Here is a 26,067-nt window from a genome sequence, read left to right as displayed (position 1 = left end):
CCTTTACTCGAAAAGTTCGTTTGTTTTTACCTGCGACATGTTGGTATATGCATGTGAGTCGAGGGCTTGACGGATAATGTCCCTTTGTTGATCAGATATCGCAAGCCTAGGCAATAGGCTCACCATGATAAGCGACAGTGCATGATATCGCTGAGATGTTTCATCCATGTGGCTGTTGAGTTCATCAAATTGACAAGATTGAAAAATAACTAAACTGAGCAATTCAACCAGCAGTGCACGATCAGTGGCCGAGGCACTAAATAACGCTCGCTTTTCTAATTGCGTGAAAAGCAACGTTAGTTGCCTTTGAATGCTACGTAAAATAGCGGTGCGTTGTCTCGCAATAGACGGATACTTTTCTGCTAAATCAGCCGGGCTGCGATAGAAAAACCGAAAGACGTGTAAGCTGTCTATTAATAAATAAAAATAGTACATCACATCTTCAGCATTCAATGCGTCGAGTTTATCTGCCACTAGCACTCGCTGGATATGTTTTTCGTGCATACGCATTAGTGCCACTACCATGCTCTCTTTCCCTTTAAAATGGTAGTATAGATTTCCTGGGCTTATATCTAGCTCAAGGGCAATATCTACGCTGGTGACCGCGTTTTCACCGTGTTTATTAAACAGGGTTAGTGCGGTTAACAGAATACGTTCCCGTGTTTTCATTTTACATGAACACCAAATAAAGCTGGGCAAACCCCGCTAGCATGCCCAGCACCGCGCCGGTGAGGATGAGTTTCCATTCATCCTGTTGGTAGGCCGGTCGCAATACACCTTCAAATTCAGTCGCAGAAAGTGACTGCATTCGCGAACATAAATCTTCACCCACATTCAGCGCCCCGTTGGCATAGTCGTATGCATATAAGAGGTACTTATCTGAGTTTTCAAATATTTGCTTAACAGCCAATGCTTTCATTTGATGGTAGTTTTCTGAACCTACGCCAATGGCAAAGTAGGGTTGAGCGATGGCTACATAGCGCTCTATCGCATCGTTTACATGCAGTTCAATAAGCTCAAGCAGTTGTGCTGAACCTGAACCATGTAAAATGACGTGAGTGATATTTTGTGGGGTAATGAGTTTTTGCTCGATAATGGATGCATACACTTCAGACACTTCTTTCTGACGCTTTAAAAACATACCCTGAAACGTGAAAGGCCCTATTTTACGAGGTCTCTTTGGCTCAAAAATGATTTTTATCGCAATCCAATTGGTAGCGTACCCTACCAGTAAACCGCCTAACGGTAAAATCCACCACGCTTGAAAAACATACCAAAGAAACATAGTGGGCAAACCAAATAGAAAACCGAAATAAAAACCAGAACGCACAATGAAAGGGAATTCTTTGCTTCCCGCGGTGAGAAAAATTTCATTAATAAGCGAAGGAGAATTCACCAGTTGTTCAACCACCAACTCTTTAATATCTAATATCTCGCCTACATTGTGTTGGAAATCATCAACGAGTTTATGCACCACATGAGGAATATCGTTTTCAATGCGCTGGTAAACGAGATTTTTACCTTGTACAGGCAACGCCGCCCAAAGCTGGGGAGCAGACTGTGCCATCACATCGTTAACCACTTTACGAATGACTTGTTTCAAGCGCCGCTCTATGGCCTTGGTTAATTCATCAGGGTCTAGTCGTTGCGCTAATTCTTCAACACTCAGTAATTTGCCTAAAACCAGTTCAACTTCGATTTCGGCCATTTGTCGGCGCTTAGCTGGAATTAACCCTTGCCAACCAAAAAACGGTTTAATCCCCACAAACTCAATGGGGTAGAACATCATTTTTACCGCAAGGTAGTTAGTGAGCCAGCCTACTAACGCACTAATCAAGGGAATTGAAAGCAAGCTAAATGTTTCTAGGTTCCATTCCATAGGGCAACATGGTGTCCAGTGTTTTTATTGTTCTAACTCAGGCTACTGAGTGCATGGGACTTGGTCAATAATTAATACGAAAAGCAGCGGAGAAATACGTTAAAAATCCTCTTTTTTTGATCTAGGTAGTGAATTCTAATTTACTCCAGTAGGCTTTTGATAAGGGTCAAAAAGGGTGCTGTAGATGATCACTTTCGATTTACGACTAAAAAAGCTGGAACAAGACATTCAACATGCCACCAGTTACGCCGCGTTTAAGGAAGCGAGCCTGCTTCACGATGAACTATCAGGGGCTAACGAGTGGAAGGCGAGCGATACGTCGAACGATTACGACTACAAACTCATTAGAAAACGCGTACAACGCTTGCAAATAGCCCGGGGTAAAAACGACAGCCACGGGCTTATGTCCATTTTGCATGAAGGGCTCCATGGCAATTTGGGTAATATCGCCAATCCCGCGATGCGAACTGGGTGTAAAATTGGCACCAAAGTGCTTATCGAACAATTTATACAAGAAGTAGACCTCGCTTTACAGCACATATACAACGCAGATGAGCGACATGTCGATTTTTACGAAAAGCTGTCGTTTTTCGAAGAAACCGCCCACGCGTTTGGCCGCAGTTGTCTTATGTTATCGGGTGGCGCTGGTCTCGGTTTTTTTCACTGCGGTGTGGTTAAATCGCTAAACGAACACCAGCTTTTGCCCACGGTTATTTCCGGCGCAAGTGCCGGCTCTATCATTGCGGCTCTGGTAGGTACTCGCACACACGAAGAGCTATTGGACTCTTTGCGACCTGAAAGTATCTATAATGCATTTAAAAGCTGGCGACAGTGGAAAGGGTTAGGCAAACAGAGCTTATTCGATAGCACCGTGCTAGAGAATGCCCTCATAGAATTGTTCGATTTAATGACATTTGAAGAGGCTTATAAGAAAACCCATCGCCACATCACAATTACCGTTTCACCCGCCGATTTACATCAGCATTCTCGCCTCTTAAATGCTAAAACCTCCCCTAATGCCATTATCACCCAGGCTGTGCGCGCATCCTGTGCAGTGCCTGTGGTATTTAGCCCTGTTCAGTTGAAGGCAAAAGCGGCCAATGGTGACATTTTGCCCTATATACCGAACCGTCGTTTTGCTGATGGCTCGTTAATGGCCGACCTTCCCTTCGAGCGATTGGCAAGGTTATATGGTGTCAATCACAGTATCGTTAGCCAAACCAACCCCCTCGCCGTGCCTTTTATTGCTGCAAGCCGCATAGACGCGACCAATCTTTGGGACATAACTGCCCGTCATATTGGGCAACTAGCAAAAACAAACAGTATTTTTGCAATTGATATTATCGAGCGTTTAACCTCAAATAAGAATGCAAAACTGGCTATACATAAAGTTAGATCTATTATTGACCAGCAATATGTTGGTAACATTAATATCTTACCAGAGCGCCAATTGCGCAATTTAGCGCAAGTATTATCTAACCCTACGTTGGAAAGTATCACCACATTGATAGAAAGTGGTGAGAAAGCGACTTGGCCTCAACTCGATGTTATTGAAAGAAATACCAAAATCAGTGAAAATCTCAGGTATTATTTAAGCCAACTTAAACTAAGAGAAGCAAAAGAGCTCGGCCACGCGAGTTAAAATAGGCTTCCCATCGCGCTATTCCATGCGGTGTTATAACAATGATAAAGGATAACGGTGAGCGCGCAGAGTCAAAGCCCCGACAGCATGTACACGCAGCAAGTTAAAGAGCTCATAAACATGGTTTACCCTAAAGAGGTAGGCTATGGCTCTGTATTTGAAGATGCGAGACACTTTTTTACTTTAACGCCAGATTTAGAAAAGCATGCTGACGACGTAAAAGCACAATTGGCGAAAGTAGACAATATCCCCAAAAAGGAGGCGCTGGCTGAACAGCTAAAAAAGCAGCTAAAGTCTGCCAATCGTAAGTTAGAAGAAGAGCGATTGGCCCGACTAGCGCGCCTTGAGAAAGTCAGCGACAAGATTATTTCCCTTTGCGAAGGCGATAACTGGCAGGAAACTCAGCAACTTAGTGCAAAGTTTTTGGGTACCCTCATGCTGCTAACGCGTGGTGCAGAAGGCAATTTCGCGCGCATTCATCAGCGCTTTAAACCACTATACAAAGCGGTATTGACCCTACGCCTTGTAGACAGGCTAATGGAGCAAGACACCATAGCCCATACCTATTTATCGAAATACCGTGACTCTCTTTCTCGGTTCAGAGGCAATCGGTATTGGCGTGAAAAATGGCGGGTTGAATTAGGCATTCCTCTTATTACCGTTGCGCTACTTCAAGATATTGGCTTACAAAGCCCTGCTGCACTTACCTTGCTTAAAGGTGAGAATAACGATTTGGATGAATTTAGGTTACTTGAAGAAAGCCAACGAAAAGACCTACTCAAGCTTAATTACCATTTCACAATGAAGTACGTTTCTGAGGGCCTGGGCATTCCAGCGTATATTGGTAACGTTCGTGAAGAACGCGATAGATTTATTCAAACCCATAAAGATGCCAGTAGTTTCATTCAAGCTCTAATGAAAGATGCATTTTTGTCAAAAACCGGACTTGGTGAAATTGTAAAAATTCCACAGATTTACACGTCTATCGTGTTTTCAACGAAAACAGACTACAGCAGAAAGTCGCTGCCAAAAGGCTACCTTCTTATTGAACAGCTAGCGAAAAAAGGCGCGTTAAATAAAAAATTGGCTGAAGACTTTATCAACTTGGTGGGCTACTTTCCTCAGGGCTTCGGCATTACCTACATTCCCCTTAACGAAAACGGCCAGGAAAAAGAGCAATATGAGTGCGCGATTGTGGTGGGGTTAAACCCGCAAAAACCTGCTGAACCCATTTGTAAAATAGTGACGCGCAATCAAAAGTACATTACGGGCGGCCAACAAGAAGTGATCGTCAAGTCGCAAAACCTCTACTTCCCAGCCAATCGAAAACGATTAATGCGTGTCGGCAAAGAGCGTCTAACTGAAATTATGAGCCAGCTATCTAGCAACTTTACCCCAGACGCGATTGATGACCTCATACCCAGTTTCTGGGAGCCCTACGACTTCTTTGGCTATAAGAAGCATCAGAACTTGTGGAGTAAAAACAACTAGTGCCTTAACGGCACTAATTATTGTTAGTCGTTCGTTTCTGTAGGTGCTTTAGGCGTCGCTTTTGCAGACTCAGATGACGCAGACGCCGCCCCATTCTTGCCTGCTGCACTCGACGCGGTAGTGGTGGCCTGAGCAGCGGTGGCTTTCTTCGCGGCTGGCTGAGTGCTTGTTGTGCTGGCAGTCGCCTTGGTTTTAGTGGCGTTTGAGGCACCGGTTCGTTTCACTGCGGTGGTTTTCGAGGCACTGGTTTTCGATGCTGCCGTGCTTCCCCTCTTGGCAGTGGTGCTCTTTGTCGCGGCGCTTTTGCTCCCTGCCGTGGTTTTAGCAGGTGAAGACGCTTTAGATGCACTGGTTTTCCGTGGGCTTTTCGCCGTCTCGGCTTTGGCTTTTTCAGCAGCCTGTTTAGCCGCCAGTATTGCCACCTGCTCTACCAGTAAGTCGACTTTAGCCGACAACGCATCAAGTTGCAGTTCGCGATTTGTCTGACGCTTATTACCAAATAGCATTGATACTACAGGTAACGTTGACACCAGTTGCTGAGCACTGTCTATCACAGTAGCAGGATGCCAAGTTTGTTTTAATTCAGTTTCAACTTGTTTCCCTTTAACTTGCATGCTTTCAAATGCTTCGTGGGTATCATCTAAGCGTTGACTTACCGTGTTCGCCGCAGACTCTAATTGTGCTGTGATCAAATCTGCGCCAGCCGTTAACCAGCCAAAAAATGGGGATGATTTGTATTTGTCAGACATATAACCTCCAACCTAAGAGGTGAGTGAAAACGAGGCGGCACTCACCTACCTCGTTTAATGAAATGGCTCGACTATTTGTTCGCTGCTAACTTAGCTACAGCTTCAGTGAGCGCATCAATTTTTGCCGATAACTCGTCAATACGCTGATCGGCGGGCTCTGCATCTAAGCCGAGTTTTTTACGCACATCTGACACGCGGTTTTCTACGTCGTTAGTTGTCGACTTAAACTTACTACGTGCATCGTCTTCAAGGGTTTCACCTTTTGTCACTAGCTCGTCGAACATTTTTGACGCTTCTTCGCTGAGCTTTTCGTAACGGCCTTGTGCTTCTTCAACACTTTTACCGTATGCGCCTAAGCCCGCTAGCCAAATTTTTCTCGCCATGTCTTCAGCTTCGTTAATTTTGCCTTTTATTGTGTCTGTAGTCGTCATCGTCAGCTCCTATGGGTGTGCAATTACTTCTTGAATACCTACTCACTATATTGATTACAATTAGAAACCGCATACTAAAAACAAAAAAAGACACAATGTGCCTTTTTTAATTACCCTTTACGCCCTGAAACAACGCCCGAACGGGCGCGTATGTTCAGATTTTGTTAGTTCATCTTTTTCTCGAGCTTACCCGCTAAATACAATACAAATGCATACTCTAACGCTTTCGACTCGTAACGCTTAAAGCGCCCTGATGCACCACCGTGACCGGCCTCCATGTCGGTTTGAAACAACAATAAATTATCGTCAGTTTTTAGCTCTCTTAACTTAGCAACCCATTTCATGGGCTCAAAGTATTGTACCTGTGAGTCGTGCAAACCTGTGGTAACAAGCATATTGGGGTAAGCCTGAGCTTTCACTTGATCGTAGGGCGAATAAGACAGCATATAATCAAATTCGTCTTTATTAGCAGGGTTGCCCCACTCTGTGTATTCGCCGGTAGTCAGTGGAATAGATGCATCGCTCATGGTAGTCACTACATCCACAAAGGGAACATGTGCGCTTACCCCTTTGTATAGCTCGGGTGCCATATTCACGATAGCGCCCATCAGCAGACCGCCAGCACTGCCTCCCATCGCGAAGACATTGTCTCCATCCGCATAATTCATTGCCACCAACCCTTTGCTAACATCTATAAAGTCGGTGAACGTATTTGTCTTAGCGTGCATTTTGCCATCTTCATACCACGCTCTCCCTAGCATTTGCCCGCCACGAACATGGGCAATAGCCACAACAAACCCTCTGTCTAATAAAGACACCCAAGAGGTTGAAAATGTGGGCTCTACCGTTGAACCGTAGGAACCATAGGCATATTGATACAGCGGATTAGTGCCATCTTTAGCAAAGGTACTTTTCTTATAAACCAGTGATACGGGCACTTTTTTGCCATCACGCGCAAGTATCATTACTCGCTCGGAACGATACTGACTGGCATCAAAGTCTTCAGACACCTTATTTTGCTTCATCACCTTTGTGTCTAACGTCACTAAGTTAATATCTAAAGTACTCGGCGGCGTCGTTAATGAGCTGTAATAAATGCGGAGGGTGTCTGTGTTTGTTTGCGTATTTCCTGTGAAGTAAACCCCAAAAATAGGGTCTTCCATCGGTATAGTTTTTACTACATTGGTGTTTAAATTGTGCGCCACTAAGCGTTGTTCACCGTTTTCCTTTTCTTTAAGCACCAAAAAGTCGCCCACTACCTCCATGTCTTGGATAAAGACGTCGGGGTTATGAGCCACCACTTCTTCCCATTGACTTACGTCGTCAGTGGCTGAGGCCGGTGCGCGCATTACCTTAAAGTTTTGTGCGTCTTTATTCGTTAGCACGAAATAGCTGTCACCTGATTTCGCAATATCGTACTCAACCCCATGCTCTATGGGTAAAAATATCCTTGTGGGTTTCGTCGGGGCATTGGCGTCGATCAGCGTCGTCCCTGTCATATCGGTATTGCTATGAAACACATAGATAACGTCATCATCTTTACTCTTACCTAAATAGGTATAAAAGGTGTCATCATCTTCTTCATACACTAATACATCGTCGGCTTGGGTCGTGCCAATTTTATGCCGATAGACTTGATAACCTAGCAAGGTTTGAGGGTCTTTTTTTACATAGAAAAAATGGGTGTTATCGTTTGCCCAGACAATGCCGCCTGACGTCTCGCTAATGGTGTCTGAGTAATATTCGCCGGTGTCAATATTACGCAATTTGATTGTGTATAAACGACGGCTTACGGTATCTTCTGAGTAGGCCAAAATAGCATTATTGCGACTCACAGCCACAGTACCCACTGAGAAGTAATCATGGCCTTTTGCCAATTCGTTTACATCCAGTAACGTTTCATCTTCTGCGTCTAACGTCGGCTTTCTTATAAAAATAGGGTACTCGTTGTCGCCAGAATATTGCGTGTAATACCAATACCCATTATCCAGAACCGGCACGGTAGAATCGTCTTTAGGTACTCGAGAAACCAGTTCTTCATATAATGACTCTCGCGTATCGGCCAAAGGCGCCAGTACATTTTCTAAATACGCGTTTTCTTTCTCGAGATGCGCCAAAACTTCGCTGTTTTTTCGCTCATCGTCGCGCATCCAGTAATAGTTGTCTGTACGTGTTATTCCGTGAGCGGTTAGTGGGTGTGGAACTTTCTTGGCCTGTGGGGCGGGTGTTTCTAAATTCAATTTCATTGTATCTTCTGCTAATGACTCGGATTGTTGCTGGTTGGGCTCGCTACACCCCATGATAATCATGCTACTTAACAAGGCGATTACTATTACTTTCATTCATATTTCCCTATTCTTCTGCGAAATTTAACAGCTTAAATTGAATTTCGAGTATATAGCGATGATAGCAAGATACCAACTTTCCACTCAGCATGGATAAATCCATCATAAAATGGCAGGAACGAAAAAGCCCCCATCGTATGATGAGGGCTTAGACAATATGAGCACCGTGGGGAAAAAATTAATCGACTAAGTCGTTTGGCATGCTGTCTCTAACTTCTTGCCAAACTTTGCCACTTTCTATTCCGTAGTTTCTCACAATCACTGGCACGCTGTCGTACTCGCCTTTTTCAGCGGCTTCAAGCAAATTGGCATAATAGGCCTTAGCCACATTGCGAGCTTGTGGATGAGAAAAGTAGAAACCACCGATTCTTGAGTATAGGCCTCTAAACCCATTCATCATCAAAACAAACACGTTATTGTTTGATGCTAGCGCAAGGTCGTGGGTCATTTGATAATCAAACTGTGCGAAGGCCATGCCATCTTCTTCCACTTCTTTGTAGCGGGCAATAATGGTGGCAGATTCTTCAGGGTTATGTCTAATGGCCCCGCGGATGAATACCGCACTTAAATTTGTTCTTGCAGCAAGAAGGTTATCTACCAGTTCAGGTATGCCTTCTTGGTCAAGTCGCGCGAGTGTTTCAAGGATGTTTAATCCGCACGACTCCCAAAAATTGTTAACTTTGGTTGGCTTACCATGCTGAATCGTTAACCAGCCATCACGGGCAAGGCGCTGTAGCACTTCACGTAATGTGGTTCTCGTTACACCAATTAGCTCAGAAAGTTCTCGTTCTGCAGGCAAAATAGTGCCTGGAGGAAACCGTCCACTCCAAATCGATTCAACAATATATTCTTCGGCAAATCCTGCTGGACTTTGAGCCTTATAAATCATAACTAATCGCCTGCACGTTATTGTTATTTTACAACTGATTGTACCAGATGCCGTTTTATTATCACAATGAAATATACCACGTCTAGTAAAGTGTACTGTTAGGTTTTCTGCTGTGCACCATTCCACTGCCCGCAAACCTGGTTAATAATCGGTCAAACCGTGAGAATACCTGAGCAACTTTCGTAAGGTGGGGTCTGTGATTTGCTTTCTCAAGGTTGTAATATCGTGTACGCTTGAATTCGGACTATAATGACAGCAGCAAAACTGTCCCAATATCGATAACTTGGCTTCGATTTTATGGCTGTTTATGTTTGCAATAACCGATAACTCTTTTCGTACAGTGGCAAAAATGCCCTATTAGCGACTTTGTTGTAAAAGGAACAGGAACCCATGCAAACCTCAATGATCTCGGCGATCTATAAGAACTTTCTGGGGCACGCCCCAGATTGGTATAAAAAAACCATTATCGCCTTTCTGATTATCAATCCGGTGCTATTTAGTATTGACCCTTATATAGCAGGTTGGACACTCGTTATCGAGTTCATCTTCACCCTTGCTATGGCGTTAAAATGTTACCCATTACAGCCCGGTGGATTATTACTCATTGAAGCTATGTTTATCGGCATGACATCGCCTAGCCACATGATGCACGAGATAGAAGTCAACCTTGAAGTGCTCTTGCTGCTGGTGTTTATGGTTGCGGGCATTTACTTTATGAAAGACTTGCTCATGTTCTTGTTTACCAAGCTGGTGATTAAAGTCAAAAATAAGCTCATTCTTTCGTTGTCATTTATTTTTGCCTCAGCGTTTCTTTCTGCGTTCCTTGATGCACTCACGGTTGTTGCGGTGATAATAAGTGTTGGTCTTGGCTTTTATTCTATTTATCACAAAGTGGCGTCAGGAAAAGAATTTCACTCAGACCACGACCATACCAGTGACGATGGTGTTCACGACTTAGGCAGAAACGACCTAGAAGATTTTCGCGCTTTCCTTCGCAACCTTATGATGCATTCAGCGGTGGGTACTGCGTTAGGTGGTGTAATGACGATGGTAGGAGAACCACAAAACCTTATTATTGCCGACAAAGCGGGCTGGGATTTTGTTGAATTCTTCATCCGTATGGCACCGGTCACTTTACCCGTATTTGTATTTGGTTTGCTCACGACTGTGGTGCTAGAGAAAACCGGGTGGTTCACTTACGGCGCACAACTCCCCAATTCGGTGAGAGGGATATTGAGCGAGTACAACGAACATATGGATAAAGGCCGCAGTAAACGTGAAACTGCAAAGCTTATTGTGCAAGCATTAATTGGCGTATGGCTAATCGTAGGCCTGGCTACCCACATGGCCTCAGTAGGATTAATTGGCCTTTCTGTTATTGTGTTGGCTACCTCTATGAGTGGCGTCATCGAAGAACATGCCCTTGGTAAAGCATTTGAAGAAGCACTTCCTTTTACCGCCTTACTTTGTGTCTTTTTTGGCGTGGTAGCGGTTATTATTGACCAAGGCTTATTCCAACCGGTAATCCAGTGGGTACTAAGTTACGAAGGTGAAACCCAAATGGTCATGTTCTACTTAGCCAACGGCGTGCTTTCTATGGTAAGTGATAACGTATTTGTGGGCTCTGTGTATATCACGGAAGTGACTGCTGCATTACAAGATGGCCAAATCACCCGTGACCAGTACGATATGCTTGCTGTAGCCATTAACACAGGCACTAACCTGCCAAGCGTTGCAACGCCTAATGGACAAGCAGCCTTCCTGTTCATGCTGACCTCTGCCATCGCGCCTTTACTAAGGCTGTCTTATGGCCGCATGGTAATGATGGCACTTCCTTACACCATTGTGCTTACCATTGTGGGGCTTGGTTGCCACCTACGTTGGACTGGCTGACATGACCCAATGGTTATACGATATGCATCTGATTGAACACCACACAGTAACTGATGCTGTGGGTGGCGCTGTTGCGCACTAAAAAGGCATAAATAGGGAATGATGAGTAAATTAAGTCAATGGGCTGAGCACAAATCGTCGTGGTTTGTGCTTTTCGCCACCTCACTGGGGTTGCAGATAGCTGCGCTGTATTTTCAATATGGAATGGGTCTTCAACCTTGCATAATGTGCATCTATCAACGCACAGCCATGTACGGCATCGTTATTTCTGCCCTAGTGGTATTAATTAAAAATAATGGCTTTACACGGATGTTAGGGTTTGCCGGTTGGGCTGTCTCATCGGCATGGGGATTTTTAATTGCAAAAGAACATCTCACGATTCTTAATGCATCCAACCCCTTCTTTGCGAGCTGCGAAATTGTACCCAACTTCCCATCGTGGCTACCTTTGCATGAATGGATACCTGCTATCTTTGCAGCTAAGGGCGATTGTTTAGAAGACAGTTGGCAGTTTATGTCCATGGGGATGGCAGAATGGATGCAAATTCTCTTTGCCGCCTATTTCATCGTGTTTGCCATTGTATTTAGTTGTCGATTACTGGATAAGAAACCCTTTTGATAGACTTATCGATTCTTCCTTCAAGGTTACCCCCTATTCACACGGAACAAGGCCCGGTAACCATTGAACGCATTCATGCGAAGCATATTCACCCATTGTGCGAAGCATCTCAGCAAGCCATCCACCATGTTAAACCCTGGCTTGGCAGTACTTTGTGTCCCGTAACGCCGGCACTGGCTAAACAATGTGTAAACGACATGGAAGCGGCGAGAGAAGCTGGCTATGGGCTCACCTATTTGCTTATGCACGACGAAAAATGCCTTGGCATGGGTATTATTAATTACATTCACCATACCCATCTCACGGCTAATTTGGGGTATTGGCTAACCCCACAAGCCTGCGGAAAAGGCTTGGCCACTGCTATTTGCGAATCGCTAAAGAAATTAGCGTTCACCCAAATGAATCTGTACCGTCTGGAATGCCTTATTGAACCAAATAATAAGGCCAGTTTGCGTGTGGCAGAGCGCATTGGTGCATCAAAAGAAGGGGTATGCAGAAAACGGATATTCGGTCGCGACGCCCTGCTCTACAGCATTACTGTTTAAAGGCTAAAAGCAAGGCTCTGCAATAGTGTGCGTGTATTTACGCAGAGGTGGCAAATTAATCCAGGTCCTCTAGCGGCCACAAGGCAATATAGTTTTCAAACGCGCCTAAATCCACGTCGGTTTCGAATACGGTTTTGTTTCTCACTGACATGCCTTGCTTATGCATGGCGTGTTTCTTCCCCTTGTTTAACAAAGGGTGCCAAGACGGTAACCCTCGCCCTTCATACAAGCGCCGATAGCTACAACTGGTTGGCATAAAAAAGATATCTTTTAAATTTGCTTTGGTTAACTGCACGCACTCTGGCACTAAATGAGTTCGTTTGGTGTATTGGGTACACTCACACGACTTCGTATTAAGTAACGAACATACAATATTGGTGTAATGAATTTGCTCGTTTGCATTGATGTAATCAGTGGTTTCGGCTTCATCTTTAGCATCATCATCAATAAACTTATGCAGACAACACTTTGCACAGCCGTCACAAAGAGATTCCCACTCAGACTGCGTCATCTCTTCTAATGATTTAGTTTCCCAATATGGTGCCGTCATTAGCCTACCACCTGCGTGTTAATTTCAATGATCTTCTCTAGTGACGCCCTGACTTTATCGCCGGGCACAAGAGGGCCAACGCCTTTAGGCGTGCCTGTTAATATGACATCACCGGCATCTAAACTAAAAAACGCTGACATATGTGCAATAAGCGGAATAATTTTATGGAGCATCAGGGCACTATGGCCACGTTGCCTTAACTCACCGTTTATATGTAGGGAAAAGTGAATATCTTGTAGCGCTGGAAATTCGCTGGCAGGCACAAAACCTGACACTGGGCAGCTATTGTCGAAAGACTTCGCTCGCTCCCAAGGTTGCCCTTGGTTTTTTAGTGTTTTTTGTACCTCTCTCAATGTGAGATCTAGCCCTAATCCCACGCCCCAAATGGCAGCTCTAGCATCACTTTCGCTGGCCTTAGTGAGTGGTTTATCAAGCAAAATAGCAATTTCAAGTTCGTTGTGGCATTCACCTTGATCGGTAGGAACAACTAAAGGTGCATGCATGCTACATAGGGCCGCTTTCGGTTTCAAAAACAGCAATGGGGAGGTAGGGACTGCTGAATTCATTTCATCAATATGATCGAGATAGTTTCTACCAATGCACACCACTTTCCCTACAGGCATAGGTAATACATTGCCTAAATAATCTGAATGTTGGTACACCCTAATAGCCCCTTTTTATACGTTCTGATAAATACCCCACGGCCACGCCGAAATAACTTGAGCGATTCCATTTCATGAGGGTATGAAAATTATTGTAGACCAAATAAATGCGCCCTTCTTCACCGTCGGGCATTATAAGAGACGCATTAATTTCCACGGTGGGAAGTGCTCGACCATCGAAACGCCTCACCCCCATGTCTTGCCATGCGTGCAATGTGTGCATTTTGGATTTACTTAAGCCAAACTGGCTAATGGGTTTCGTGAGTTTCACTTGCCGCCCCCATGTCCCCGCGTCATCCCAGCCTTCTTTAGCCAAGTAATTGGCAATAGAAGCGAACACATCGGCGGGCGTGTGCCAAATATCTTTTTTCCCATCGCCATCATAGTCTACGGCATAGTTTAGGAAAGACATGGGCATAAATTGGCTTTGCCCCATAGCCCCTGCCCACGAGCCTTTTAGAGCATCACGGCTGACGTGGCCCTCCTGCAAAATCTTAAGCGCTGCAAATAGGTTATCTTTGAATAACTTCTCTCTACGCCCTTCATAAGCCAAGGAAGCTAATGCAGAAAGCACATCAAAATTGCCCTGAATTTTACCAAAATTTGACTCGTTACCCCAAAGCGCAACAATGAATCTAGGTTGCACTCCATATTGTTTACCAATTTTTTCGAGTAACACCTTATGGGTTTGATAGGCTTCTACCGCCTGCTTCACCTTCCAATCAGGCACACGGGTCGCTAAATAATCATCAAGGGTAATCTTTTTTTCTGGCTGGTTTTTGTCTGACTTGATCACCGTGGGTCGAAATTTGATGTTAGCGAAAGTAGTATTAATCCACGGCTGCGTAAAACCATGGCTAAGCGCTTCACTTTTTAGTTTCTGTACATAGGATTCAAACCCAGCTTGCGTTTTTTCCTCAGCCTGTATACTCGCGCTAACAAGGGCTAACCATAAAAGGCTAGCTAACTTTATACCAACTCCCCTCATCATTTCTTATCCGAAATCTCAGAGAGTCCCAGCGACTTTCGGTGTGCCACCAACAAGTCTTCTTCTTTTGGAGGCATTTGCAAATAGTAGCCTTCGTCAGTTAATGCGGTAACTAACTTTTGCTTATCTACATTGGCGAGTTTGTCGTGTTTATCTAACGCCAATATGGTCACTAATTCCCCAGAACCGAACATATTCATGAGCTCTTCGGGTACATCATCAAAGTGGCCTTTTTTGGGAACGTATAAATACATTCCCTGTTTCTTACGGGTTTTATAAATTGCACACAGCATTGTTTATCTCTTTTCAATAGGCAAATCGTGCGTTGTTTTTTTGAAAGGCAACGAAAACCAACGCAAAACATTATGGGTTAACGGGAGGTTGACCAAGCAGCGCTTCAACGTGAGGCTGGAACAAAGGTTGTCGCCAACCACTTAATACTTCAGGTTTAAGGCCCAATACACGGGTGTCATCGGTGGAAAACCAGTACCATTTTAGCAATTGATTTAGCTGTTTTTTAGACGCAATGACTTCGGTGGTAACCTCATTATCCTTAGCGATACGCTCACTTATGTCTTTTAACGACGCTAACATTTTCTTGTAATGAGGTACATCTATTAGGCGCTTAACCACAGGAAGCTTTAAAGAATCAGGCGTTGCCTTGTAACGCTCTCTGGCTTCCTCAACCAAGGCGATAATTGTTTCACCATACCGCCTTACACTTTGAGGGCTTAAGCCATGCATGCGTGATAGGCCCGCTTTACTGGTTGGCATTAACTGCGCGGCTTCAAAAAGGTGCAGTTCTTTAAACACAAAATTTAACGCCATGTCTTTTTCTCGTGCGCGAGCAAGTCGCCACGCCGCGAGAGATTGCAAGACAGTGAGCTGTTCGCTGTTTAAACGCCAGTTATTCTTAATTTGGAGATAAGCAAAATCTTCTGGCATTTGGCTACGCTTTTTCTGCCCCAGTAATTCAACTTCCTGATATACCCAATGTAACTTACCTGCCTGATTTATTTTTTCAACGAGTTGTTGATAGCAAGGCAAAAGGTAAAGAACATCGTTAGCAGCGTAACTCAATTGCGCTTCTCGCAGAGGCCTTGCTAACCAGTCTGTGCGCGACTCACCTTTGTCTAAACTAACTTCACACAGCAATTCAACCAGTTTGGCATAGCCAAGCGTGGCACCTAAGCCAAGTACACTAGCAGCGAACTGTGTATCAAAAACAGGGGTTGGTATGGTATCAAACGCTGATAAGAAGGTTTCTAAATCTTCAGAACAAGAATGCAGTACTTTCACCACATTTTCGTTTTCCATTAGTGCCACAAAAGGAGAAAGATCTTCAATTTCGATGGGATCGATAAGCACCAGTTGTTCGCCATCAAACAACTGAATGAGGCCTAAGTGCGGTGACAAGGTGCGCGTACGAACAAACTCGGTATCAAGGGCAATAGCAGGTTGAGTTTGCGCTATTGCACAAACGTTTTCTAGTTGCTCAAAGGTAGTAATTAGTTGATATTGCATAATAAAAAGCCGACTTACGTCGGCTTCATAATATATCAGCGTAAATAAACACTAATCACGAAGTTCCCGACGTAGAATTTTCCCTACATTGGTTTTTGGTAAATCTTCTTTGAAGACGACCTGTTTAGGCACTTTATAGCCGGTTAAATGACTACGGCAATGTGCAATAACAGCCTCAGGCGTTAGCGAGTCGTCGTTGCGAACAACAAACAACTTCACAACTTCGCCGCTCACTTCATGGGGGACGCCCACGGCAGCTGCTTCCACCACATTGTCGTGCATTGCTGCCACTTCTTCAATTTCGTTAGGAAACACATTGAATCCAGAAACAAGGATCATATCCTTTTTACGGTCAACAATATAGAAATAACCTTCATCATCTACCGTTGCAATATCACCGGTAGCAAGCCAACCGTCTTTGAGAATTTCTTCTGTGGCTTCTGGGCGATTTAAATAGCCCTTCATCACTTGTGGGCCTTTTACCCAAAGTTCGCCCGCTTCGCCTTTCGCCACCTCATTGCCGTCATCGTCAAGCAATTTAATGTCGGTAGAAGGTACTGGCATACCGATGGCGCCTTTATAGGCTTCAATTTGTGGTGGATTGACCGCAACAACAGGTGAACATTCTGTTAAGCCATAGCCTTCCAACAATACGGTTCCGGTAATTTTTTCCCACTTTTCAGCCACAGGGCGTTGAACCGCCATACCACCACCTAAGCCGAATTTAAAATTACTGAAATCCAGCTCATTGAACCCAGGCGTGTTTAATAGGCCATTAAACAAGGTATTTACACCCGGCAAAATGGTGAATGGGTATTTTCCTAATTCGCTGACGAAAGCTGGCATATCACGAGGGTTGGTAATAAGCAGGTTTTTACACCCATACTTCACAAACATTAAGCAGTTCGCAAGCAAGGCAAAGATATGATAAAGCGGCAAGGCCGTAACAACGAAGTCTTTCCCTTCTTCAATCACCGTTTCTAAAATGCCAGAAACCTGTTCTAGGTTCGCCACCATATTTCTATGGGTTAGCATTGCACCTTTAGACACACCTGTGGTTCCACCTGTGTACTGAAGAAACGCCAAGTCACCGTTTTTAATATCAGGGCGGGTATAAGTAAGTGATTGCCCTTTTTTTACGGCTGACATAAAAGACGTGGTTTCTTCTAAATGATAAGAAGGCACCAACTTTTTCACGTATTTAACCACGGTATTCACTACCCAACGCTTAGGCGCAGGGAGCATGTCGCCAAGTGACGTAAGAAACACTTCTTGCAGGTTCGTTTCTTTAATCACTTTTTCTAAAGTGCACGCAAAGTTTTCAACAATAACAATAGCTTTCGCATTGGCGTCGTTTAACTGATGCTTAAGTTCTCTTGCGGTATAAAGTGGATTCACATTCACCACCACCATACCTGCGCGTAAAATACCAAACATGGCTACAGGGTACTGCAGTAAATTAGGCATCATAATGGCAACGGCATCGCCACGCTGTAACCCGCTTGCTTGTAAATACGCCGCAAATTGTGCTGATAAAGTATCAAGCTCACCAAAGGTCATCGCTTGACCCATGTTAATAAAGGCTTCTTTATCTTTAAACTTCTTTACCGACTGTTCGAAAATATCAACGACTGAGTCATAACGATCGGCGTCGATTTCTGCAGATACGCGAGGGTCGTAATGTTTGAGCCAGGTTTTTTCCACCAAAACCTCCTTCACTTATTATTATATTGCCAAAAAGATGCGTCTATTTTTCACGCACCACTGCAACTGGTCTGATAACTTGCGAATAGTATAGGATTTGTAAAAAAAAATAAACGGTGTAGTTTACATTTACTCAACAAATTGTTGAATTAATAAACCAATTTCATCAGTTTTTTCCATATGGATATGATGTCCACCTTCAAATCCTACATATTGCGCATTTTTAAACCAATTCTTTCTTGCGTCAAAAACACTCTCGACATGCTTAAAACTGTTGGATGCTCCGATAAATAAGATGGGGCACGCTATCGAGGCCATCAGTGTTTTAGCTTGGCCTTCGGTAAGCCGCAAAATAGATTTCGTCCGCACACGAGGGTCGCTGGACCAGAAACAATGCCCCCCCGCATCTTGCGTTAAATTGCGCGACAAAATGGCCCGCGCATGTTCTTCCGGAATATCAGAAACACGACATCGCGCGGATACAGCATCGTCTAAGTCTACCAATTGTAATCTGTTGCGCTGCTTTAACTTGCGGCTAATTAACGCCTCTCGCATTTGCGTCTGAGCCGAATCGTCCTCAAGCGTAAGTGGGCCACAAGCATCAATACTGATGACAGCGGATACATGCTCCGGGAATAAACCAGCGTACAAGCTTGCTAAAATTCCCCCCATCGAATGGCCCACTAGTATAACCTGCTCCCAGCCTTGGGTTTCAATTAACCCATGTAAATCTTGTAAATAATCAGCTTGATTATAGTGAGCGCCCTTAGGCCGGTGCTCTGAGCGTCCATGCCCCGCTAAATCAAGGGCGTAAAAGCGGAAATTATGAAAATAAGGCGCTAACAACCGCAAGCTTTCTGCGTTGTCTAAAAAGCCATGTAAACCTAGTACCACAGGGCCACTGCCTTGATTATCGAGTGCGGTTAACACGATGTGACCAGCGTTCAATTCGGTTTCAATCATACAACTTCCCTATATGTTATGGCGGCAACACGTTGCCGCAAGTTGGCATTATGGTTCCTCGAAAAACAAAAAAGGCGGCAATTGACTGCCACCCTTCTTTTACTTGTTAATCAGCTATTTCGTTTATTCTACACCCGGTTTACTGCCCGGCTTTTTGGGGTTGCCATCACGACCACGCACATTCACGTCTCGGCTAGTGGTAGGTGTACTAGGTGGTTTAATCGTGCCTTTGTAATTGCTATTGTCGTATTTAATAACACGTATACGGCTATGCCCGAAGCCCGGCCCCCACTGATTATAGCGGCCATAAAATGGCGAGAACCACCCTGTTCGATAGTTAAAATGGTACATGGTGACGTCATAAATTTCCTGCTTACGCCACATGTGGTAGTCGTCCACTAGCAGCGTTGGGTAAATATAAGGTTGCTCGCCTACCATGCCAGCGGTGGGCGCCACTAGCTTTCCTAAAAACGTAATAAGGCGACCTTCTTCGAATACGATAGGATCGACGAAACCATCAATTTGTGCTTTGAATCGCCCGGTTGTTTCAGCGCCCCGATTGGGTTTGCCGTAATTATTAAGAGGAAAATGAACAATTTCCACAAAGGTTTTATCTGGCTTATTTTCTACCCCTACGATAAGGCCGCCCCATCGTGCCGTTTGCCCCTGAGCGTTCGCCCCTGACGTCACGGCTTTTGTGTAGGAAATAAGAGAAGTTCCTTCAGGCACTTCAAGGCTATCTGGCACAATAGCACACCCGGAAAATAGTAATACACTACAGATAAGTATATGTTTAATTTGCATAAAGCCTCCCGCCAGCATGCATTGCAATACGGCAAAATATAAACTGCAATAAGTTTAAGTCTAATGATGAAATATCCATTTATCTACCACTAAAACACTAGCACTTATACGGTATAAAAACCATAAGAGGATTACTTGGTTAGAAATATTTTAACTATACAAGCAACAACATAGATGCGTTGTGGAAGGGGAGGTGTTATCGCGAAACTGTAAAGTGTGGGTATGTATGTTTGGCCTTCACCCTCTTTCACCGTTTAGGCGTAAACGTCTACACCAAACATACTTTCTACTGATTCTCGCTGACTTTGCTTTTCAAAGCTGGTGTATGATGCAATCGCGTTTTTTGAATAACTATTATTGTCTTCGCGAATGAAGTCCTGGTAGGCCTTAGCGTTATCTGTACCCTCTTTATTAGGCGCAATAACAATGGCCTGATCAGTTTTCTGACCTTGCCTTGAATTGCCCTGTTCGGCATCTTTGTTTACCGGCGCAACTCGCTCTTGTACATTTTGCTGCGAATTGCGCTGTGAAGGTATAATAAACTGGTTATTAACGTCCATCTTCTTACATTATGAATAACGCTTATTTTACTTAGCACGCAAGTACAATAAATGACTCCGATAAAAGTAAATAGGGTTTAAATAATTACTTCAAAGAAAAAAACCAGCAAAAAACATACCTACTCTAACGTTAAACCACAAAGACAAACAATGGCACCCAGTTCGCTGAAGTTTACTCGCGGCCTGGAAGCTTTTTCCAAGTGACCTTATCTCTTAAATAAACAGGCGCCACCTCCGCTGCCACCTTCACCTCGCCGCTAGCATAAAGCGACGAAGCCAAATCCATCATGAAAGCGGCATTCGGATAAAGCACTGTTATCTCATTATCAGAAGGCAATAGCGCACCAAGCACTTCATAGGCTTGCCAGCCTGTACCTGCGGGAACGAAAGTATAGGCATGCTGATTAACATAGTCGGTTAATAAACGTGCGGCAACATCGGGTGGGCATACCTGCTCCTCAATCACTTGCTGGCAACTGCCCTCTTTTACTTGATAAACTGCAAAGTACACTTCGCCCATACGCGCATCTGTGGCACAGGCAATAAGCGTATTTTGACTGATGCTAGCGGCTTCAACTGCCATTGCTGCTAGGGTACTTACGCCCGCCACTTTTAACCCCGTGCCTAAAGCTAATCCTTGTATCATACCTGTGGCAATACGAACGCCTGTAAAGCTGCCTGGCCCCCGGCCAAAGGCCAGTAAGTCCAAATCGCTTAAGCTCATCTTCGCCTGCTTTAACACACTATCGACCATAGGCAGCAATCGTTGGCTGTGTTGTTGAGGGCAAATCTCAAACTCTTGAAATTGCTCAGTGCCATTGTTTAATGCGACAGAACACGCTTCTGTGGCTGTGTCTATTGCTAGTATTTTCATGAACTTCTTACTCTTCATCAATGTTGGCTAAGAAAGCTTCTACTTCATCTAAGCTTCTTGTGCGTTTCATGTCTGGTAAACTTCCAATGAAAGTTTTTGCATAAGGTTTGGTAACAAGGCGATTATCACAAATAACCAAAACCCCTTTATCCAACGGGTCGCGAATTAACCTTCCTGCGCCTTGCTTTAATGCAATCACCGCTTGGGGTATTTGAATAACGGCAAACGGATTAGCGCCCCGTTTTTTGACATCTTCCATTCTTGCTTGTAGCAAAGGATCATCAGGAGACGCAAAGGGAAGTTTATCTATCATCACACAAACCAGATCGTTCCCCCTTACGTCTACCCCTTCCCAGAATGCGCCCGTACCAAGTAACACGGCTTTCTCATCTGCAATATAGGCATCCAATAACGCTTGTTTAGTGGTGGTGCCTTGCACCAGCAATGGATTGTCTATCTCATCTTCCAACTTACCGGCAATTTCTCGCAACATGGCGTGGCTGGTAAAGAGCAGAAAACATCGTCCCTTGCTTGCCTTTATCAAACGCTTGGCCGTATTTAACAAGGTTTCACGCATAGAGAAGCTATTAGGTTCGGGTAAATATCTGGGCACACACAACATGGCCTGTTCAGGGTAGTTGAACGGGCTATCTAGCCCAAGGGTATGTGCATCTTCCAAGCCCATTCTGCGCTGAAAATGTTCAAAACCGCCGTTAACCATAAGGGTGGCCGACGTAAACACCCAACCTCTGGGGGGCGAAGTAACGAATCGTCTAAACTTGGCCGCGATTGAAAGTGGTGTTAAATGCATAATGAGATGACGATTTGTGGTTTCGTACCACAGACTCACATTCTCTTGCTTGTCGTTACTCAGGGCATCTAACTGCTCTCTCGCTGCCACTACCCGTTCGTAAAGGTTATCAAGATCTTTGTCGCGGCCAATATGAAGTTTGCACACCTCATGCAATACTCCAAGCGCTTCTGCCAGCTTCCCCACCTGTAACCGGACATCATCACGCGTAAGCGCTTCCGCCCAATTTCCTCTTTGCGGTGTATCGGGGAAAAGCAAACGTAAATCCGCAGCAATCATTCGACACTTGTCTGCGGCTTTATCTAATTGCGCTGCATCTTTCAAAACCGTGCGAAAAATGAGCGTAATATCTTTCGCTAAGTCTTGAATTTGCCGGGTAGACAGAGATTCACCAAAATAGTCACTGGCAATATCGGGAATTTGGTGGGCTTCATCGAAAATAATGGCGTCAGCTTCAGGGATTAATTCACCAAACCCTGTATCTTTCAGCGCCATATCGGCAAAAAACAGATGGTGATTGACCACAATAATATCGGCATCCAAGGCTTTGCGTCTTGCTTTAACCAAGTAGCATTCTTCGTAGTCAGGGCAGTCTCTACCCAAACAGTTATCTACTGTGGATGTGACAAGCGGTAGTACTTTGGCGTCTTCAGGCAATGACTTAAGCTCGCCCATATCACCGGATTTCGTTTCACTCGCCCAGCGTCTTACCACTGACAGTTGACCTAACACCTCTTTTTCCACCAAGGTGCTGTTGCCGCTATGCTGCGCCACTCTATGCAAACACAAATAGTTTGCTCTGCCTTTTAAAAGCGCGGTTTTGCGCTTACTGCCCAATGCCTTTTTTACTAGCGGTAAATCTCTATGGTACAACTGTTCTTGCAAGTTTTTTGTGCCCGTTGACACAATGGCCTTGCCTTCAGACATTAGAACAGGCGCCAAATAAGCAAAGGTTTTCCCCGTCCCCGTGCCGGCCTCAACCACCAAGCTGCTTTGTGTATCTATGGCCTTCTTCACTGCGTTCGCCATGTCAGTTTGTGCTTCACGAGGAACAAAGCCCTTTATGGCACTCGCGAGACGTCCGTCTGAGGAAAATACATTATTTATCGTGGGCATGGTTTAAGCGCTGTGATTACTTTTCTACGTTAGGCCGCGCATTATGCCAAAAAGCATATTGAATGCCCATTAAAGCTTTTAACTGCTGCAAAGCGTAGTTTACTCCCGTGGGCTAGCGTTCAAAAAAACCATCGACTAAATCCGCCAACGCTTCTTCTAGCTCTTCTTCAAACACATCAAGCTCAATGTCAAAACTGGCCAAGTACTTAGCGGCATTGTCACGGGACACTATGGCGTTTTTCATCTGAAACTCTAATTCAGGCAACGATTTATCGTAACGTGGTTTAATGGCCCACCTTAAACAGTGACCATGTTGGTCTTTTAGTTTCTGCTTGGCGAAGACACAAAACTCCTCGACGTAATCCGTTCCCTGGGGCCCTAGGCAACCAGGTTCAATGCGATACATCACCAACAGCTTTTTGTACAGGGGGAGTCTATTTTCCATTATGTCTTTGCGTAAGCTAAAGAATTGATTATGGGAAAATTTTGATCAATTTGCCAGTAGAGCATGCCTTCATGCCTATTTAACTGCCCTCTCCTTCTCATCGCTTTTTGAATAAGCGATTTAACTCACCCACACCTCAAACTGCCACGGAGAAAGCTTGCGAGTGGTATCAGAGGAAAACACACGAGATTCTTTGCTGCTCCAATGGGTATAGTTAGCCTCAAATAGTGGCGGTTCAAACGATACCGATACCGCTTCACTGGAAAAATTAATAATAACAAACACTTTTTCCTCTTTATTGTAGCGGACAAAACTGAATACCTTGTCCATTTTAGTATTCGGTATTTGCGTCATTCTGGCTCCGTAGTTGCCATTCCCTAACACGGATTTTGATTTTTTAAGCGAAATAAGTTTGCGATACAAATCGCCAATGCTGTGCGTTTGCCAATGGATAGGGTCACGCTCAAAGAAGGCTAGCCGTTTGCTTTCTCCGGCTTCTTGCCCATTGTGAATAAGCGGCACGCCTTCACCTAGAACAGACAACGCAATACAAGCTTCAAGGGCGTCGCCAAATTGTTCTCGCTGTGTACCATCCCAGGCGTTTTTATCGTGATTGCTAACAAACGTCATTCTCAAGGCTGATTTAGGCCATGCCCGTTCGTTCCAAGAATAGTACTTGCGAAGCCTGTCTAGCGAACATCGACCGTGGGCTAGCTCGTGCAATGTCTCATTCCAGCTCCACCCATAGGTCATATTAAAGGCCTGTTCGTGGAGGTCGCGGCTTTCCCATTCGGCTAACAGGAATACAGGCTTGATTGCATCAAGTGCTTGCCTCGCCTGAACCCAAAAGTCATTGGGTACGTAACCTGCTACGTCGCACCGAAACCCATCGATATCGAAGGCGTTCACCCAGTAACACATGGCCTTAATCATGTACTCTCTTAATCCTACTTGGTCATAGTCAAATTCAACAATGTCTGACCAATCCCACCATGGTGAAGGTCTAAAGTCGCCTTTATAGTCCTTTGCATACCATTGGGGATGCTGATCGACTAAATGGCCATCCCAAGCACTGTGATTGGGCACCCAGTCGATAATGACCTTCAGATGACGCAAATGGGCTTCATCAACCAGCTTTTTAAAGTCATTTTTATTGCCAAACTCAGGGTTAATTTCGAGGTAATCTTTCACGGCATAAGGGCTTCCCAACTTCCCTTTTCGATTCACTTCTCCAATGGGATGAATGGGCATTATCCAAAGCGTAGTCACCCCTAAGGCGGCTAAGCGGTCTAAGTGTTCGATAACGCCATTAAAATCACCAGAACGGGAAAACTGGCGGGTATTTATCTGATAAATAACGCCATATTGAGTCCACTTCGGTTGCTCGACCTTATACAAGTGTTGAGGTTGGTAATTTGATGTCAAAGGGTTCCCCTCCTTATGCGATAAGAATGTCACGGGAGTGCACGTCGTTCACTCGCGAATAACTGGCGGTTAAAAAGAATTACGTGCCTAACCTTAAAACAGCACACTCGATTTAACCCCCGCCGTGTATTCGTTCTTGCATGCTTTATTCAACGTTTTTAATTTTGTTTCTATTTACAAGCGCTTGCTAAAGTTGCTTGCCTCAAAGATAGCCGCTACAGTGAGGCTCAAACGACTCATTAGGATCCTTCATGCGCCTTGCTGTATTACTGTTTTTATTTAGCCTCATTGCTCAAACAACCTGTTTCGCGGCCTCTGTGTTTAAAGTGTCTAAAGGAGAAGATTATCTCTACGTGGGTGGAACACTGCATTTACTGAGCGAGTCTGATTACCCCCTTCCAACTCAGTATAGTCAAGCCTATGAGCAATCAGATTTGGTGATATTTGAAACCGATTTAGCAGCCCTTGATAGCCCGGAGTTTTTGCAGCATATGCTATCAGCCCTCACCTATCAAAAGGGTGAACGCCTTACAGATGCACTGAGTCAAACCACCATAACGTCATTAACCGCACATCTTGAAAAAAGAGGCCTGACGCTACAACAGTTTAATCATTTTAAACCCGCCATGATGAGTATGACCTTAAGCATGGTGGAGTTGCAGAGGATGGGGTTGACCAGCGAAGGTGTAGACAAGCACTTTCATCATAAGGCCTCGTTGGAAGGAAAACCCATTGCATGGCTAGAGACCCCGGAACAACAGATTGCATTTATCGCACAAATGGGCCAAGGGGATCCCGATGCATTCATGCAATACACATTAAAAGATTTAGCGCAGTTACCTGAACTACTGCCCGAACTTAAAAGTAGTTGGAGTTCAGGTGACTTAGATAAAATGTATAACGAGAGTTTGGCTGATTTTGCGGAGCAATACCCCAAGGTATTTGACACCTTAATCACGCAAAGAAACAACGCCTGGATGCGAGATTTAAACCATTACCTCGCTTCCCCTGAAGTGGAATTTGTATTAGTGGGTGCACTGCATTTACCGGGCAATGTGGGCGTGTTAAACCAGCTCAGAGAGCAAGGTTACGAGGTTGAAAAGGTCAAGTAGTGTAAAGATTACGGTGGCAGTTATCTTTTTGCATACATTTTGCGTAG

The 26,067-nt window shown here is 44.5% G+C and carries 24 protein-coding genes and 1 pseudogene; 6 read left to right on the top strand and 19 right to left on the bottom strand.

Going from position 1 to position 26,067, the window contains the following annotated elements; genetic code table 11:
• Positions 1 to 3: 3 nt before the first annotated feature.
• Positions 4 to 669 carry a TetR/AcrR family transcriptional regulator gene (locus IUA53_RS07070; protein ID WP_196898878.1) on the bottom strand — a complete coding sequence of 222 codons (666 nt, stop codon included), beginning with the start codon at positions 667 to 669 and terminating at the stop codon, positions 4 to 6.
• Between the two features lies 1 nt (position 670).
• Positions 671 to 1,879, bottom strand: coding sequence for a DUF445 domain-containing protein (locus IUA53_RS07065; protein WP_196898876.1), 1,209 nt, complete (start codon positions 1,877 to 1,879; stop codon positions 671 to 673).
• 184 nt (positions 1,880 to 2,063) lie between these two features.
• On the opposite strand from IUA53_RS07065, the gene IUA53_RS07060 reads away from it, so the two are divergent.
• Complete coding sequence (locus IUA53_RS07060) at positions 2,064 to 3,521, top strand: DUF3336 domain-containing protein (RefSeq protein ID WP_044447894.1); 1,458 nt, start codon at positions 2,064 to 2,066, stop codon at positions 3,519 to 3,521.
• A 57-nt stretch (positions 3,522 to 3,578) separates the two neighbouring features.
• Positions 3,579 to 5,012, top strand: a complete 1,434-nt coding sequence (locus IUA53_RS07055) for a hypothetical protein (RefSeq protein WP_196898874.1) — start codon at positions 3,579 to 3,581, stop codon at positions 5,010 to 5,012.
• A gap of 23 nt (positions 5,013 to 5,035) precedes the next feature.
• On the opposite strand, the gene IUA53_RS07050 is transcribed toward IUA53_RS07055, so the two are convergent.
• The 4 genes from IUA53_RS07050 to fadR form a co-directional block, all read right to left on the bottom strand.
• Entirely contained in the window at positions 5,036 to 5,761 is a 726-nt protein-coding gene (locus tag IUA53_RS07050; protein ID WP_052806675.1) for a hypothetical protein, read from the bottom strand.
• Positions 5,762 to 5,832: 71 nt separating this feature from the next.
• Positions 5,833 to 6,192: a phasin-related domain-containing protein gene (locus IUA53_RS07045; RefSeq protein ID WP_044057466.1), complete on the bottom strand. Its 360-nt coding sequence runs from the start codon at positions 6,190 to 6,192 to the stop codon at positions 5,833 to 5,835.
• Positions 6,193 to 6,356: 164 nt separating this feature from the next.
• Positions 6,357 to 8,534 carry a S9 family peptidase gene (locus IUA53_RS07040; protein ID WP_196898872.1) on the bottom strand — a complete coding sequence of 726 codons (2,178 nt, stop codon included), beginning with the start codon at positions 8,532 to 8,534 and terminating at the stop codon, positions 6,357 to 6,359.
• Between the two features lie 181 nt (positions 8,535 to 8,715).
• Positions 8,716 to 9,426, bottom strand: coding sequence for a fatty acid metabolism transcriptional regulator FadR (gene fadR / locus IUA53_RS07035; protein WP_044057468.1), 711 nt, complete (start codon positions 9,424 to 9,426; stop codon positions 8,716 to 8,718).
• A gap of 390 nt (positions 9,427 to 9,816) precedes the next feature.
• Between fadR and nhaB the strand changes: the two are divergent.
• The 3 genes and pseudogenes from nhaB (at position 9,817) to IUA53_RS07020 (ending at position 12,482) form a co-directional block, all read left to right on the top strand.
• A pseudogene (gene nhaB, locus IUA53_RS07030) lies at positions 9,817 to 11,401 on the top strand (sodium/proton antiporter NhaB).
• A gap of 20 nt (positions 11,402 to 11,421) precedes the next feature.
• Entirely contained in the window at positions 11,422 to 11,937 is a 516-nt protein-coding gene (gene dsbB, locus IUA53_RS07025; RefSeq protein WP_044058954.1) for a disulfide bond formation protein DsbB, read from the top strand.
• Positions 11,934 to 12,482, top strand: coding sequence for a GNAT family N-acetyltransferase (locus IUA53_RS07020; RefSeq protein WP_044447900.1), 549 nt, complete (start codon positions 11,934 to 11,936; stop codon positions 12,480 to 12,482). Before dsbB ends, IUA53_RS07020 begins: the two co-directional genes overlap by 4 nt.
• 55 nt (positions 12,483 to 12,537) lie before the next feature.
• Here the strand turns inward: IUA53_RS07020 and IUA53_RS07015 are convergent, their stop codons facing one another.
• The 13 genes from IUA53_RS07015 to IUA53_RS06955 all read right to left on the bottom strand — a co-directional run bounded on the left by IUA53_RS07015 (position 12,538) and on the right by IUA53_RS06955 (position 24,908).
• Positions 12,538 to 13,032: a YcgN family cysteine cluster protein gene (locus IUA53_RS07015; protein ID WP_196898869.1), complete on the bottom strand. Its 495-nt coding sequence runs from the start codon at positions 13,030 to 13,032 to the stop codon at positions 12,538 to 12,540.
• The gene (locus tag IUA53_RS07010; RefSeq protein ID WP_044057472.1) at positions 13,032 to 13,694 is read right to left on the bottom strand and encodes a fumarylacetoacetate hydrolase family protein; all 663 of its coding nucleotides are present in this window, start codon (positions 13,692 to 13,694) and stop codon (positions 13,032 to 13,034) included. The genes IUA53_RS07015 and IUA53_RS07010 overlap by 1 nt, the downstream gene beginning before the upstream one ends.
• Before the next feature lies 1 nt (position 13,695).
• Complete coding sequence (locus tag IUA53_RS07005) at positions 13,696 to 14,682, bottom strand: lytic murein transglycosylase (RefSeq protein ID WP_196899449.1); 987 nt, start codon at positions 14,680 to 14,682, stop codon at positions 13,696 to 13,698.
• A complete protein-coding gene (locus tag IUA53_RS07000; protein WP_044057474.1) occupies positions 14,682 to 14,975 on the bottom strand; it encodes a YcgL domain-containing protein in 294 nt (97 codons plus the stop codon). The genes IUA53_RS07005 and IUA53_RS07000 overlap by 1 nt, the downstream gene beginning before the upstream one ends.
• A gap of 70 nt (positions 14,976 to 15,045) precedes the next feature.
• Positions 15,046 to 16,206 carry a ribonuclease D gene (gene rnd / locus IUA53_RS06995; protein ID WP_044447904.1) on the bottom strand — a complete coding sequence of 387 codons (1,161 nt, stop codon included), beginning with the start codon at positions 16,204 to 16,206 and terminating at the stop codon, positions 15,046 to 15,048.
• Between the two features lie 51 nt (positions 16,207 to 16,257).
• On the bottom strand, positions 16,258 to 17,910 hold the full coding sequence (fadD, locus tag IUA53_RS06990; protein WP_044447906.1) for a long-chain-fatty-acid--CoA ligase FadD: 1,653 nt from the start codon (positions 17,908 to 17,910) through the stop codon (positions 16,258 to 16,260).
• Between the two features lie 129 nt (positions 17,911 to 18,039).
• Positions 18,040 to 18,873, bottom strand: a complete 834-nt coding sequence (locus IUA53_RS06985) for an alpha/beta fold hydrolase (RefSeq protein WP_044057477.1) — start codon at positions 18,871 to 18,873, stop codon at positions 18,040 to 18,042.
• 123 nt (positions 18,874 to 18,996) lie between these two features.
• The gene (locus IUA53_RS06980; RefSeq protein ID WP_196898867.1) at positions 18,997 to 19,677 is read right to left on the bottom strand and encodes a Slp family lipoprotein; all 681 of its coding nucleotides are present in this window, start codon (positions 19,675 to 19,677) and stop codon (positions 18,997 to 18,999) included.
• A gap of 254 nt (positions 19,678 to 19,931) precedes the next feature.
• Entirely contained in the window at positions 19,932 to 20,237 is a 306-nt protein-coding gene (locus tag IUA53_RS06975) for a hypothetical protein (RefSeq protein ID WP_044057478.1), read from the bottom strand.
• Positions 20,238 to 20,409: 172 nt separating this feature from the next.
• The gene (gene tsaB, locus IUA53_RS06970) at positions 20,410 to 21,111 is read right to left on the bottom strand and encodes a tRNA (adenosine(37)-N6)-threonylcarbamoyltransferase complex dimerization subunit type 1 TsaB (protein WP_044447910.1); all 702 of its coding nucleotides are present in this window, start codon (positions 21,109 to 21,111) and stop codon (positions 20,410 to 20,412) included.
• A gap of 7 nt (positions 21,112 to 21,118) precedes the next feature.
• Entirely contained in the window at positions 21,119 to 23,038 is a 1,920-nt protein-coding gene (locus IUA53_RS06965) for an ATP-dependent DNA helicase (RefSeq protein WP_044447912.1), read from the bottom strand.
• Positions 23,039 to 23,150: 112 nt separating this feature from the next.
• A complete protein-coding gene (locus IUA53_RS06960) occupies positions 23,151 to 23,483 on the bottom strand; it encodes a hypothetical protein (RefSeq protein WP_044057481.1) in 333 nt (110 codons plus the stop codon).
• 120 nt (positions 23,484 to 23,603) lie between these two features.
• Positions 23,604 to 24,908 carry an alpha-amylase family glycosyl hydrolase gene (locus tag IUA53_RS06955; RefSeq protein ID WP_196898865.1) on the bottom strand — a complete coding sequence of 435 codons (1,305 nt, stop codon included), beginning with the start codon at positions 24,906 to 24,908 and terminating at the stop codon, positions 23,604 to 23,606.
• A 251-nt stretch (positions 24,909 to 25,159) separates the two neighbouring features.
• Between IUA53_RS06955 and IUA53_RS06950 the strand changes: the two genes are divergently transcribed.
• Positions 25,160 to 26,020, top strand: coding sequence for a TraB/GumN family protein (locus tag IUA53_RS06950; protein WP_196898863.1), 861 nt, complete (start codon positions 25,160 to 25,162; stop codon positions 26,018 to 26,020).
• The last annotated feature ends 47 nt before the right edge of the window (positions 26,021 to 26,067 follow it).

Origin of the sequence: Alteromonas sp. B31-7 (assembly GCF_015767655.1) — a bacterium.
In the GTDB taxonomy this organism is placed as follows: Bacteria; Pseudomonadota; Gammaproteobacteria; order Enterobacterales; family Alteromonadaceae; genus Alteromonas; species Alteromonas australica.
The sequence above is the reverse complement of the archived record's forward strand: the minus strand, read 5'-3'. Positions and strand labels throughout refer to the sequence as shown.